The 14714-nt window shown below is 34.2% G+C and carries 5 protein-coding genes and 1 pseudogene; 3 read left to right on the top strand and 3 right to left on the bottom strand.

Features of this window, described 5'->3' with window-relative positions; genetic code table 11:
- Positions 1-11: 11 nt before the first annotated feature.
- Both P856_RS02020 and pdhA read right to left on the bottom strand, forming a co-directional pair.
- Positions 12-998: pseudogene (locus P856_RS02020) on the bottom strand (pyruvate dehydrogenase complex E1 component subunit beta); the annotation flags it as partial.
- A gap of 514 nt (positions 999-1512) precedes the next feature.
- On the bottom strand, positions 1513-2577 hold the full coding sequence (gene pdhA / locus P856_RS02015) for a pyruvate dehydrogenase (acetyl-transferring) E1 component subunit alpha (protein WP_025300505.1): 1065 nt from the start codon (positions 2575-2577) through the stop codon (positions 1513-1515).
- A gap of 879 nt (positions 2578-3456) precedes the next feature.
- On the opposite strand from pdhA, the gene P856_RS02010 reads away from it, so the two are divergent.
- The 3 genes from P856_RS02010 (at position 3457) to P856_RS02000 (ending at position 10177) form a co-directional block, all read left to right on the top strand.
- The gene (locus P856_RS02010; RefSeq protein ID WP_025300504.1) at positions 3457-4320 is read left to right on the top strand and encodes a D-amino-acid transaminase; all 864 of its coding nucleotides are present in this window, start codon (positions 3457-3459) and stop codon (positions 4318-4320) included.
- Between the two features lie 2018 nt (positions 4321-6338).
- The gene (locus P856_RS02005) at positions 6339-7193 is read left to right on the top strand and encodes an inositol monophosphatase family protein (protein WP_025300503.1); all 855 of its coding nucleotides are present in this window, start codon (positions 6339-6341) and stop codon (positions 7191-7193) included.
- Between the two features lie 1448 nt (positions 7194-8641).
- Positions 8642-10177, top strand: coding sequence for a replicative DNA helicase (locus P856_RS02000; protein ID WP_025300502.1), 1536 nt, complete (start codon positions 8642-8644; stop codon positions 10175-10177).
- 2255 nt (positions 10178-12432) lie between these two features.
- Here P856_RS02000 and gpmI read toward each other — a convergent pair.
- A complete protein-coding gene (gpmI, locus tag P856_RS01995; RefSeq protein ID WP_025300501.1) occupies positions 12433-13980 on the bottom strand; it encodes a 2,3-bisphosphoglycerate-independent phosphoglycerate mutase in 1548 nt (515 codons plus the stop codon).
- Positions 13981-14714: the final 734 nt, after the last annotated feature.

The raw sequence follows: 14714 nt of genomic DNA, 5'->3' as shown, positions 1-14714 counted from the left end.
AATTTTTTCCGTTATGTGCGGTAGCAGGCATTCTTGACTGCAGCAACTATATTATCAACCTGCGGCACCGCAAGTTTTTCTAAATTGGCGGCGTATGGCATTGGCACATCAGCGCCAGCAACACGACCAACAGGTGCATCTAGATGATCAAAAGCAAACTCCATAACCTGAGTTGCAATCTCTGAGCCAACGCCGTAATAAGCCCAGCCCTCTTCTACTGTAACCAAACGATTTGTTTTTTGCACAGAAGTTACTATAGTTTTTATATCGAGCGGGCGAATAGTACGTAAATTGATAACTTCAGCATCAACCTTTAGCTCTGCTAGCTTTTCGGCCGCCTCAAGAGCTTTACCCACCATAATAGAAAAGGCTGTGATAGTAACGTCTTTGCCAAACCGCACGATCTCCGCCTTACCGATCGGCAAAATAAAATCGGGATCTACCGGAACATTAAAGGAGTGACCATACATTACTTCATTTTCAAGGAAAATAACCGGATTAGGATCGCGAATCGCAGCTTTTAATAAACCTTTAGCATCTGCTGCAGACCAAGGAGAGATAACCTTTAAACCAGGACAATGAGCATACCAACTAGCGTAGCACTGGGAGTGTTGAGCAGCGACACGAGAAGCAACTCCATTTGGACCACGAAATACAATTGAACAGCTAATTTGCCCTCCAGACATGTAAAGAGTTTTAGCAGCAGAATTGATTATTTGGTCAATTGCCTGCATAGCAAAATTAAAAGTCATAAACTCTACAATCGGCTTTAAATTTCCGAAAGCAGCGCCGATGGCAAGTCCAGTAAAACCATGCTCCGTGATCGGGGTGTCGACGACCCGTTCAGCGCCAAATTCATCAAGTAAGCCTTGAGTAACCTTATAAGCTCCCTGATACTCAGCAACTTCTTCACCAATAAGGAAAACCTCGCTATCATTACGCATTTCTTCAGCCATTGCATCACGCAAAGCTTCACGCACAGTCTCTTTAAAAAAATTTTCTTCGCTTGGAAGCTGAACATTGGACACAAAGGTAACTCCCCGTACTAACTAAAAATAAACGGAAGTAGCGGCTTTAATGGTTTCAATATACATAGTCTGTTATTTGACTTCTTTCAGAGGGCTATGGTTCGATAGTTTTCTTTTTTCTAGACTGTTTAGGAGATAACTGGATTCAGCCAAAAGCCTTTTTTACTTTAAGGAAAACTTTATCGAACATACGATTATCAGTATTGTCTTGTTTTTACAGTTTCACAATAATCCTCTAAACAGATACTGTGTCATTATCAACTTAATTTAGACCCTTAATTACAGATTTGCTAGATTGTACTCAAACTAATAGTTAACCACCTGCCAGAAATAAGAGCTATAGTTAGTATCTTATTTTCGCAATCCTCACTTCTTAGCGCAATACGTAAGCTTAGCAGCAAAGCAAAATGCTCTAAAATATGCACTAAATAAAATTATTACTCACCTTATCCTTAGAGTATTTTTAGTGAAGCTCAAGTTAACCTTAGATCAGCACGTCAGTCCACAACTCATCAATGTCAGGACTAGGGCTTTGCTGCGAGAAGTTTGCAGCTTCGGTAATCAAATCCTTGACCTCAAGGTCAACTTTTTTTAGGGTATCTTCGCACACACTCTGCTTCAAGATTAGTCGACGAATAGAATCAATCGGATCACGCTTTTGACGCACATCATTGACCTCATCCTTGCTGCGATACTTAGCTGGATCAGACATAGAGTGGCCGCGATAACGGTATGTCTTCATTTCCAGAAGGCAGGGACCGTAGCCATCGCGACAATATTTAACTGACTTCTCGCCAGCTGCTCTAACGGCCAAAACATCCATACCATCAATCTCTTCACCAGGAATACCGTAGGCACATCCACGTTGCGCCATAGACAAACCAGCAGTAGAGCGCTGCTGCGATGTACCCATGGCGTACTCATTATTTTCGATAATAAATATCGCTGGCAACTTCCAGAGCGCAGCCATATTAAAGCTCTCATAAACCTGACCCTGATTTACCGCGCCGTCCCCTAGATAAATAAGTGAAACCCGGTCAGTTTTTCTATAACGGTGGTTAAAAGCAAGGCCAGTGCCTATCGGCACTTGAGCGCCAACAATTCCGTGACCGCCAAAGAAATTTTTCTCACGACTAAACATATGCATCGAGCCACCCTTGCCTTTAGAGTAGCCACCGATACGACCGGTTAATTCGGCCATAACACCACGTGCCTCCATGCCAGAAGCTAACATGTGACCATGATCGCGATAGGAAGTTACAACAGTATCACCGTCTTCAATTGATGCCTGCATACCCACAACCACTGCTTCCTGGCCGATATACAAATGACAAAAGCCTCCAATAAGACCCATTCCATAGAGTTGACTGGCCTTTTCCTCAAATCGTCGAATTACCAACATGTTACGATAAAGAGCAATTAATTCCTCCTTGGAAGGCACAGTTATAAGTGGCAACTTATATCCTAATGATGAAACCTCGTCAGCAACTGGCTCTTTTTCAGAAGCCATAAGAGACGAGGAAGACTTTTTGCTTGGTGCACAGGCCATTGGGTACCCCCTAATATGCGGCAGCACTTTAACTTCGCTCCAAACCTTAAACGGAGAAAAATAATGGAAAACCTCTCATTTTCAAGATCTATAAATTCTTGTGTTGCAATGCACAAACTAATCAACTCAAATTACAGCTAAGGCTTTTAAAATCAGTAAAACTATTAGATACCAAATAAAAACCGCAAAATCACACAAATAATTCTAAGTGCAAAATCTAGCATAATCTTCAAAATTTCTAGATATTCTAGATAATCTTAATAAATTCAATCTATTTTGGTGAATTGACGCAACAAGCTCATTTAAAACATTATTGGAACTAAGCCAAGAATATCATTTTGCACCTAGACGCTAAATATATTTTTAAAATTCTTTTAGGACAAATTTTAAAATTCTAGGGCAAATAAAAATAAAATTTTTTGAAAACAGGTTTACAATAGCTACGTTTAGAATCTATAACTACGTTTAGTCCAACATCGCTAGTCACAAATGGTTGCACAATAACAACCATAAAAATAAAATACTCTAGTGACAAAAATAAAAAATTCTGCAGGAAGGGCAAATTATAGTTAGCTATTTTTGGTATAGCGATGCTGTTTTTCTATAATCTCAGCTGCAAATATGCCATTGATTTGATGATAGTTAATTTCCATGTATGAAGTTGTTGTATTTTATTCGATATTATTATGAATACTATTGTAATTATTTACATATAGGTAATAGTAATTATTTACATAGGCAATATTATATACATAGTTAATAGGTAATATATTAGTTACACTAGGTTTATTTACTAGGTAATATTATATACACAGGTAATATTATATACATAGTTAATGGTAATATATTAGTATACACTAGGTTTATTTAGAGTTGTTTATGTCCAGAATTGCATATGTAAATGGTCGTTTCCTGCGGCATTCTTATGCCACAGTTCACATTGAGGATCGTGGTTATCAATTTGCTGATGGCGTTTATGAAGTTATTGTCGTGTATAATGGTATGATGATTGACGAGGTTATGCATCTTGATCGGCTGGATTGCTCGTTGAGGGAGTTATGCATAAGGCAACCTGTTAGTCGAGCAGCTCTGCGCTCTATAATACGCGAGATAATACGACTGAATAAAATTAAATGCGGTTTAATTTATTTACAAGTAACCCGCGGTGTTGCCAAGCGCGAGCATCCATTTCCCAATAAAGCCCAACCCAGTATTGTATTGACCGCCAAACCCATTACCATGCCTAGTCAAAAAACTATAGAGGCCGGTGTGAAAGTGATAACCATTGAAGATATTCGTTGGAAACGTCGTGATATTAAATCATTAGCATTGCTGCCTAATATTATAGGCAGACAAAAAGCTAAAGAACAAGGTGCTTTCGAGGCTTGGCAAGTTGATGAAAATGGTAAAATCACTGAAGGTACATCAAGTAACGCTTGGATAGTGACTCAAAGTGGTGCTCTGATAACTAGAACAGCTAATCATGATATTTTAAACGGCACTACTCGATTATCAATCTTAAAGCTAGCTAAGCGCTTGGGTATTAAATATACAGAGCGATCTTTCTCTATTGAAGAAGCTAAAGCAGCACGAGAAGCTTTTATATCCTCTGCCACTACTTTCGTTACTCCAGTAACCCAAATTGATGATGTATTAATTGGTGATGGTAGGGCTGGTATTTTATCGCTTGGTTTACGAGGTAGTTATATAGAATATGCTAATCAGCAAGGCGGTACCATATAAACGAGTGAAACACAAAGTGCGCCGAAACGATTTTACTTACCTTGTAGATATGCGCTAGCTCCTGCTAGCCAAGCTTTAGAGCTAATCTAGATTAGATTATTATTAGTAATATAATTGCAATGCTTTTGCAAATGCTCTTAAAAACTGCACTCTTTCGATAACTCATTGCCCTAAGGCTGTGCCGAAGTGCTTATAAATAATTGTTTAAGTCCGACCACCCAGAATTGTATGTTTCTAGATAGTTGTAAGAATACTAGCAAAGCTAGCATTACCCTAATAATACAATTTGTAACGACTTAACTTGCAAAACAGTTGAAATAATCATCATATTCGGCTGGGATTGTATTAATATCCATGCTCGCACAGTCATATGGTCGTTTCTTTTATCGTATAGTTTTACGTTAACAATATTACAAAGCTAGCAATTATCCTCAAACCTAAATGTCAATACTTTCTATCTTAAAGCTAAAAATTACAATTATTTCGTATTTATAGATTGCGGATAATCAAAAATAAAATAAGAAAATCAATACCATATCGTATTATCCAAATAATTAAGATAACATTAGCAATTAATAAAATTAAATAATTGCACACAAGGATTTTACTTTAATGCGTGTAAATAGAGTAATCTAAAGTTTACTTAGAGTAGATCTGGATATTGATATCAGATTGCGCTGGCTAATTATTAGTTAACATTAAGCGTAATATTAAAGGCTTTAGCTGTTAATAGTCCAGACATTAAGCAAACTTAGGAAACATTAATATTTATCATCAAATTTAGCTAAATCTTAGCAATAGGACTACTTACCGCTAAGGGTAGTGCATTTTAGACAATCTTAATCTATATTAATAAAGAAAAAATCTTTTTGCCATATTGAAAATATATAATTTTAAGCGATTAGTTTATTTATCGAATAAAATATTTTGCAAAGCTTGCAGATCAGCTACACGAAAATATAATAAAGAATTATTCTACTAATTATCTAGAGTGCAAAAATTGTAGAGAAATGAATACAGCGAAAGAGTGAAAACAGAAACCTATGTATGAAATTATTATCGGCTACAAATAAACATTTGACATTTTTTATTGAAAGAGAGTTAACTGTTTTTGTATTACAATTAAGATTATTTTAGGAAAACGTACATGTTACTGACTGAGTTTTACGTTCAAGGCAGTCTAAGCACTACTCCTGGAAATTTTGCCTTAGATAATGCTTTACAATTCAAGCTTAAACTTTATTGTCAATGTAAATAGAGTTTAAAAAGTAGCAAATATATCAAATTCGCCATCCAGTGGGTAGTTTATCTAAAAAAATAAATTATGCTGCTAAAATTGATCTTATCGATTGTGTAATGTTAAAATTTGATTACGCAATCACATTGTTAATGTTATAGATTAGCCGAATCATTATTTAATCTTAAATCATTATTTATCTTAAATTGATGCAATAATTAATTTTTTAGTAACTAGTTAATTATTGAAATAACGGGAGATATCTTGAAATTTTATCATCTATAAATTATGAATTCTAAAGATGATTAGCGACTATTAACACTTGTTAATTTTGAATATTTTAAGAATATTGATGTCAATTTTAAATTATCGATAATAACTATTAATCGTTGCAGGGGTGCTAGAGCGTAACAGGAATAGATAAAGTGCTCAATTAACGCTAGGCTACAGTAAATAAAATGTTATTAATAATTAAGCTACAGTAAATAAAATGTTATTAATGCTTAAAAAATTAATTAGTATTATACTTAACTTAAAAATTATGTAATGCTATGATTAACAGTAATTTTGTTAGCTTTACTTTATTTAGTAATAAATGCGGATACTGTTAGTCGGTTTTACAAGTTAAATAACACAAGATTTTGAATATTTAGTTAATGTATATTATTATATCTAACGAGCTATTAATCCCACTAGCTAACCATAGCACTAATCGCATGCAATAACACCATGACACGAGTTTTAGCTAGAAGATTATTTTTAGGGAGCTATTTTACATAAGATGACGACTGTTGATCTTGACCGTCTTGCTACAATTTTAACGGAGGTAGCAAAGATGGACATTATGCCTCGATGGTGCAATTTAAAGGAAGGTGATATTCGCGAAAAAACAGGACCAAGTGATCTAGTAACTATAGCTGACGAAGCTGCTGAACGTAGGTTGATCAAATTATTGCCATCGCTCTATCCAGGCTCGTTGGTAATAGGAGAGGAATCGATTGAAAATAATCCATCACTAATAAAGTTAATCGAGGAAGATAATCCTGTATGGATTGTTGATCCAGTAGATGGCACGAACAATTTCGTTGAGGGCAAAGACATATTTTGTTTAATGGTAGCGTTAAACTATCATGGCAAAACCATTGCATCCGCAATTCATCAACCTACTCAAGAGCGTACAGCTATAGCTGGATTAAATGAGGGGGCGTGGATGTTAAACCATAACGGTCGCGAGCGTCTTCAAGTAGCATCGGCAGTTGCTATTGATGCAATGGAGGGATCGCTTAACTTTCGTTTTATCCCAGAAAGATTACGCTTCAACATACGCAAAAGAGTTAACGCTGTGTTGTGCGATCGATATTATAGCCAAGGTTGCGCAGGTTACGACTACATCCAAATGGCTACTGGGCAATGGCACTATGGAATTTACTGGAAAAAAATGCCCTGGGATCATCTACCAGGTTTACTTATTCATCATGAAGCTGGAGGATATTCCGCATGTATAGACGGTACAGCTTATTGCCCAACAAAACTTAGTGGTGGAATCATCACCACCGTTGATAAGCAGTCATGGAATGAGCTATATTACCAAATTATTGATTCTCTAGAGACTAGAGATTTAGATGATAGTAAATAAGGCTATGCAAAATAGAAAAATTATTTGCTCTCTTTGCAGAGACTATTTAATGAATATAATGCTCAATGTGGGTTTAAATCCACCTTAAAGTAAGATTTGAGTGATGTTTGTAATTTTGATAGTTCCTGTATTTAATTCATTATATGAATAGCCGGCGATTGATGTAATGCGATAGATTGAATAGATGTAATGCGATAGATTTAATAACTATAATGAAGTATACACTGCCTTTGTTAACTATAGTGCTATTTTAAGCCTAAAGCTAATTAATTATGTGAGCGCATAGAATAATAAATTGAACTGTAAAACACCAGCAGCTGTCTTAATGCTTAAAAAGATGTATAACAGTTTTGATCAGTATTTTAAACCCATTAGACTTTGTGATGACATTGACCAATAGATTTTTTAGCAAAACTCAAAAAGTAAAACTAGCAAGTAGATAAAAGGAAGATTGTAAAGTATTTAGTCAAAATCGATAGGAATAGTATTGGATAAACAATGCACGCTGGTATTATTATAACTAAATCAAATACTTAAGCTAGAATACAATTGTATTCTAGCTTAAGTGCAGTATAAAACCACCTAACAAAGTGAAAACTTAATTTTATGTAACATATGAAAATGATAGTTAAGTTATTCAAAAGTCAATTAATAAAAGCGCAGAATAATCTTTTGACAACTTAATAAAGTAATCTTGCATTTTGCGCTTATTGTAATTAATAAGAATTGAGGATTATACCCCCGCAAGGTAGATAAAAATAAATAGTAAATTATTTATAATGTAGTAAATTATTTATAATGCGTTATTGATCAACAGCATTATCTTGCATAATCTTTAGCTATAGATCAACTATGAAAAACTTTAAGCGCTGTTATTCTTAAAAATGATAGGTAAAATAAAATAGTTAGCTTCCTTTTTCTATATCAAATCATCGTGTTGCATTATATTTTACCTAAACTTTCTAGATAATTAACTTTTAGTTGAATAACAGTCAGTTTAAGTATACAAATATGATTGTTTATTTTGTGTTGATGAAGCTTGAAATTATAATCTTAAGTAAATCAGAGAAGACTGAACGAGGAGGGTTGTTTTGAATTCCAGGAATGAGCTAATAATTCAGTAGAAAATTTTTCTTAGTATTAAAATAGTCAAACCTTTACCATGACAATCATGCCTTTTCTTAAAATTGACTGCTTAAGCAGTCAATTTTAAGAAAAGGCAGCAGAGCGACAACCGAGTGATTCTTAGACAATTTAAAACAACTAGCTATCAAGCTAACTTATTAAAGTTAAGTACAGCAAACTAATTCACAATTGGGTATGTTATTCTTGTGCGTTAAATTATTTAATGTAAGCACTAAAGAGAGAACTAACTTATTGTAAAATAAATTGTGCGTAAAAATTAATGTAATTAAAAATTTTGTCAGATAACTTCGGTATATTTAGGTATGTCAAATTACGAATCTAGTATCTCTTCATTTCCTAATACTAATCCATTGTTTACAGATAGTTCTTCCAAGAACAGATCATCCTATCGAGAACCACCACACAATTTAGAAGCAGAACAAGCATTGCTTGGAGCAATCCTAGTAAATAATCGATCATATGATAAGGTCAGCGAATTTTTGAGCAAAGAGCATTTCGCTGATCCGGTACATGGACGCATTTTTGACGCTTGTGCTAAATTAATTAATCGAGGACAAATAGCCACACCAATCACACTTAAGTGTATGTTTGATCAAGATGAGGCTTTGTCTACGGTTGGCGGTGCTCAATACTTGGTAAAACTTGCTGCTTCTGTCGTTACTGTAATTAACGCTTCAGACTACGGACGCGAGATCCGCGAATGTTACTTGCGACGCGAACTGATTGATATTGGTGAAGTAATGGTTAATGAAGCTTTTGATCGCGATATTGATATTCCTGCGCACGAACTAATAGATAATATTGAGAATCAATTATTCACCTTAGCCGAGACTGGTGCAAACACAAACCGTATGAAAGAATTAAAACTGGCTTTATTAGAATCAGTTGCACAAATTGAAGCCGCATATAGACGAGAAGGAGGAATTGCTGGATACTCTACTGGCTTCATTGATATTGATAATTTGCTTGGCGGTCTTCATGCCTCTGATTTGCTAATTCTAGCAGCTCGTCCTGCTATGGGTAAATCGACTCTAGCTTCTAATATAGCTTTTCACATTTCTACTAGCTTGATGGATGATCCGGATATACCAGCAAAACCTGTAGCATTTTTTTCTCTAGAGATGTCGGCTGAACAGCTTGCCACACGTATTTTGTCTGAACGTACCGGTATAGCTTCAGACAAACTGCGTCGCGGACAGCTTAATAACGAAGATTTTCAAAAATTAGTAACAGAAAGTGAGTATTTAGAACGAGCGCCGATGTTTATCGATGATACCCCAGCTATTCCTATTCATACAATGCGCACTCGCGCTAGACGTTTAAAGCGTCAGCTTGGCTTATCACTGATAGTAGTAGATTATTTACAACTTATGCGTCCTGCTCAGGCCAGAGGTGGACGCATCGATAATCGAGTGCAAGAAATCTCATCCATTTCTCAGGGGCTGAAGGCAATCGCTAAAGAACTTGATGTACCAGTCCTTGCCATATCACAGCTATCTCGCGCAGTAGAACAACGCGAAGACAAGAGACCAATTTTAGCTGATCTACGTGAATCTGGCTCGATTGAGCAAGATGCAGATATAGTCATGTTTATCTACCGTGAGGAATATTATCTACAGAAATCTGAACCAATTCAGCGAATAGAAGAAGATGCTAAAAAATTTCATGAACGCTACGATCAGTGGAAAGAACGTTGCAAGAAAGCTCATGGCAGGGCTGAGATAATCATCTCTAAACAACGTCATGGCCCAACTGGTGTAGTGAAATTGAATTTCGATGGTTCTACAACGAAATTTACAAACTACGCAGCTGAAAACTATATACCGGAGCAGTATTAATGGCTTTGATTTATTAACGTTGATTATCAATATTTCATAGATTTTTAAAGAAGTAAAACTAGAGTCGGTTCGTGGATGCCCGTGCTTAATATGGCAAAACTACATTAAATTTGCTAATATTCAATATTCGCAAATTAGAAACTAATTTTTATTTATTTTTTTATACAGCAAAAAGTTTTTAAAAATTTTAAGTCCTATATTCAATCAATAACACAATAGGCATTATGTAAAAGCTAAAATATTAACTAGCATTTATTATTAACTAGCATACACCAAAGCAATAATACCTTTTAATTAATAAATTATTTTACGCAACTACATTCTAGCTAAATTTAACAACGATTATTTTAGCCATTATGGTTATACCTTCGATAGGCTAAAATTTTTTAGCATTAAAAAATAATGATTACATCATAAATTATAGTGTCACAGCAAATTAAAAAATAGCAAAACTGCTTTATATAAAGCTAAAGCAGATAATAAGTTCGCCTAAAATAGCGATTTTAATAAAACTGATCAACTTTTTTAATCTAGGTTTTATTGGCTTATGTAAGTTGTTTAAATTATTTATATTTATATTCAATAACTTAATCGATAAATTCAATAACTTAATCGATAATATAATAAATATGCTATTCTATTAGCATGGTATATTTATTATCAAGTTGACTAATACTTTTAATTTTTAAGAAGAATTATTCCCAAGATAAATGATAATAATTCAATTAGAGAATATATACTATTGAATAAACTAGTTAGCGGCTTCAGTAATAAATCACACCAGTTTTTTATCAAGCCATATTAAAACTCATAGCTAATTAAATTCATGTGACTTGCAATAAGTACTAAAAGTAAGGTGTGGAGTAATCAGAACTATTATTCTGTCTAAGTTTTATTACTTAAATAAAAACATCCAATATCTTTTTGCAGAATAGTTAGAATGAATCCACAAATCGTGTACTTATGAATATAAAATTAGAATTAGATACAAATCACTTTAATTGCAATACAAAAGTTCTGCTCTTTTTAGATCGCCAAGAGCGATAATTTTTTGTACAAAATAGCTATGATGCTAGGCCAAGCTAATCTTCTTATAGAAGATTAATAATTCCTGTGATTATACTTAAAGTTAATATTAAAATGACAAGAAAGTGATCTTAATTCTTATTATTTTAATAGTAAAAGTTTAAGTGAATTGGTTAGTAAAAACCCTGGAGAAGCTTCACCATGCACTTTACACAAAAAAAATTAAACAATAACTACTAAAATAAAATATTTTTATTATCATCAACATAACGAGATTATATCAAGTAAATTTTTCTTTAAAACTAAATTGCATCTTAGTGCATCATTAAATACAAACAAACAATCCAAAATCAATTAGCTATTTTACGCAAAATGTCTTATACCAAATTAATACATAAGATAAAAATTTATCAAACAACCATCTGTATTACTAGTTAGTACTTTTTATATTTTAAACTTATGAACATCATCGAAGTATTTACTTCGTTAAAAATTCTTAATAAGTAATAATAAGCAAACAAATCGATACTACGAGGCGGCTTACAAAACACTGCCTGCTGCATAAGAAGTATTCCTTGCTTCATCTATAAAAATAAAACCTTTATTAAATAAAATCCTTAATAAGCTAAGCTGCTTGCTCTTGAAAGTTTAACTGCATGTGGTAAAAACAATTTAGCAAAAAGCTTTACCGTACTAAAATAAATAGTTAATGGAATAAAGGAATGATATTGCCAGGATTTACATAAAATACTAGCCTCTAGTGTTAGCTAATTAAAAAATTCAAATAACTTATAAGAAATCTTGATTAGCTAAATTTACTTTAATTACAGTAATGTCTTTAGGATAAAGAGGAGAATATTACTTTATGTGAAGTAAATATATCAAATAATTTGTCGATTCTAGGCTATCAAGGTAATTCTCAATTTTAGCTATCTAACAAGACTATCCAGAGCTAGTCTTCTAGCAATAAAGAATACTAGCCAAGTCAATACATGCAAAAAAATAATTATCTAGGTATTAACGTGCTGCAGATTAGATTTCTCACGTACATATTTAAGATAGGTTGTTGCTTGCGTACTATGCTCAATGCATTAAAATAATGCAAAACTTTGATACACATTATCCTGCATACAAAAATTTTGAGCTAAACAGTTAAATAGCCTTATTCTTAAGATCAAGTAACCAATATACAAGTATTGGGCTCTTATTGGGATTGACAAGCTTGTTGTTTAATATTTATACAAAAGCATTGATTTGCCGGTCATTACTGAAGGATGTTGTATTCCCATTAGAGAAAGTAAAGTAGGAGCTACATCGGCAAGAATTCCATTATTCAGATACGCTATATCATCTGGTGCACCAACTAAAATGGCAGGGACTAGACTGTTAGTATGTGTCGTATGGGCTTCTCCAGTTTCCGAATCAATCATGATCTCGCAATTTCCATGATCAGCAGTCAAAAACATCACTCCACCAACCCTTAATACTACATCTGCGACTCGACCAATACAATTGTCTACAGTTTCCACTGCTTTGATAGCAGCATCTAAACTTCCTGTATGGCCAACCATATCTGGATTAGCGAAATTAGCAACAATCAGATCATAGTTATCGGCATCAATCGCTGAAACAAGTTTATCGCATAATTCCAATGCTGACATCTCAGGCTGCAAATCGTAAGTTTTTACCATTGGCGAAGGAATAATGATTCTTTCCTCTCCGTCAAAGATCTCTTCCCGGCCACCGTTCAAAAAAAAAGTAACGTGAGGATACTTTTCAGTTTCAGCGATACGTAGCTGGGCTTTACCTGCATTTGCTACAACCTCACCAAGTGTATTCGCTATATTGGTTGGAGGAAATATTGTTAGCATTTTTGAAGCTAAGTCAGAAGAATATTGGACCATGCCGACAACAATACAGAGCCTAGGAATACGAGAGCGGGAAAATCCGTTAAAGTTCTCGTCTACAAAAGGAATTAAAATTTCTTTGGATCGGTCAGCTCGAAAATTTGACATAACTACGGCATCACCGTTACGTACTGGCATACCGCCATTTATTATAGTTGGGGTAATAAACTCGTCAGTTTCTTCTTGAGCATATGCTTGCTCTACCGCAGCGATAGCGTCATTTGCACTTCTTCCACTTTCTGCTAAGCAAACAGCTTTCCATGAATGTTCGATTCTATCCCAATGATTGTCTCTGTCCATAGCGAAGAATCGCCCGCTAACAGAAGCAATATCAGCTACTCCACCAAGAGCATTAATAAATGTGTGCAGGTGATTTTTCGCACTTTTGGGAAAACAATCTCGACCATCTGTAAAAACATGAATTACAACCTTTGCGCCTTTAGCGGAAATGATCTTAGCTAAAGCTACTACATGACTATAGTGGCTATGCACCCCCCCAGTAGAGATCAAACCCATAAGATGACATGTGCCGCCCGAATTTTTTAATGCATCACATAACTCGGTAATAGCAGGTTGTTTAACAAGACTACCATCTTTGATCGCTAAATTGATCCTTGGTAAATCTTGCATAACTACGCGGCCAGCACCTAAGTTCATATGCCCAACCTCTGAATTACCCATTTGTCCATCCGGCAGACCAACAAATTTACCGGCTGCATTGATTAAACTACTTGGCCAACGGGAAAAAAGATCTTTCACACTTGGAGTATTGGCAAGTGCTATGGCGTTATTGTTACGATCAGAACGGTAACCCCAACCGTCCATGATACAAAGAACAACTGGACGCTTAACGTGGTATATATAGCTCATTAAAATGCTTAATTAAGCTTTCCGCTATGAAAAAAATTAATAATACTATGCTCACAGAGATGCAGTTTGATTATCTTTACCATTACGTGTACGTGTGTAAGCAATTAAATAATTTATTATTCCTTATGCAACCTACACTATAATCTTAAAGATAGCAAAGTTAATATTTTTTTTTTTGGAATAGAGGTAAATTGCTGGGTAAATAAAAATTTATAGCATATATCTGTGATTGACCTAAGAAATAGAAAATAAAACGCATATTTAGGAGAGAACAATACTAGTACTCTAGTAATGTTAGATATTATGAAACACACAAACAAAATTGTGTACAAAGATTAATATATCACTAGCAGATAAAGCATGATTGCTTTGTATTTAATTTGCTAATAACTGCGATGAACCCTAATGCAAATAATAGTTTTATAAATAAGTTCCAAATCAAAAAGTCAATTAATATTTTAAAATACTAATTGTTTGCTCTGTAGCTATTTAATAGCTAAATAAGTAATTTTTGACAATAATAAACTTTTGTTATATCATGTTTTCTATTAATTAGTTAGATTACGAATTAAGCGAACAAGCTATCATCCTATCCTTATAGATAATTTTTGAGTAAATAAATATTAAAATATAACTGTACCATTAACAATTTGATTGGTGACGCTTGAGATACCCTTAACACTAGATTGATACAAAATATCATTTAAATGCCTCTATCAATCAATTAACATAGC

This window comes from Candidatus Endolissoclinum faulkneri L5, assembly GCF_000510265.1.
GTDB classification, from domain to species: Bacteria; Pseudomonadota; Alphaproteobacteria; order Thalassobaculales; family Thalassobaculaceae; genus Thalassobaculum; species Thalassobaculum faulkneri_A.
This window is presented reverse-complemented; position numbering and strand designations above follow the sequence as displayed.

Coding starts and splice junctions, on each gene's coding strand:
- P856_RS02000 (WP_025300502.1), top strand. CDS start 8,642: ATGTCAAATTACGAATCTAGTATCTCTTCATTTCCTAATACTAATCCA.
- P856_RS02010 (WP_025300504.1), top strand. CDS start 3,457: ATGTCCAGAATTGCATATGTAAATGGTCGTTTCCTGCGGCATTCTTAT.
- gpmI (WP_025300501.1), bottom strand. CDS start 13,980: ATGAGCTATATATACCACGTTAAGCGTCCAGTTGTTCTTTGTATCATG.
- pdhA (WP_025300505.1), bottom strand. CDS start 2,577: ATGGCCTGTGCACCAAGCAAAAAGTCTTCCTCGTCTCTTATGGCTTCT.
- P856_RS02005 (WP_025300503.1), top strand. CDS start 6,339: ATGACGACTGTTGATCTTGACCGTCTTGCTACAATTTTAACGGAGGTA.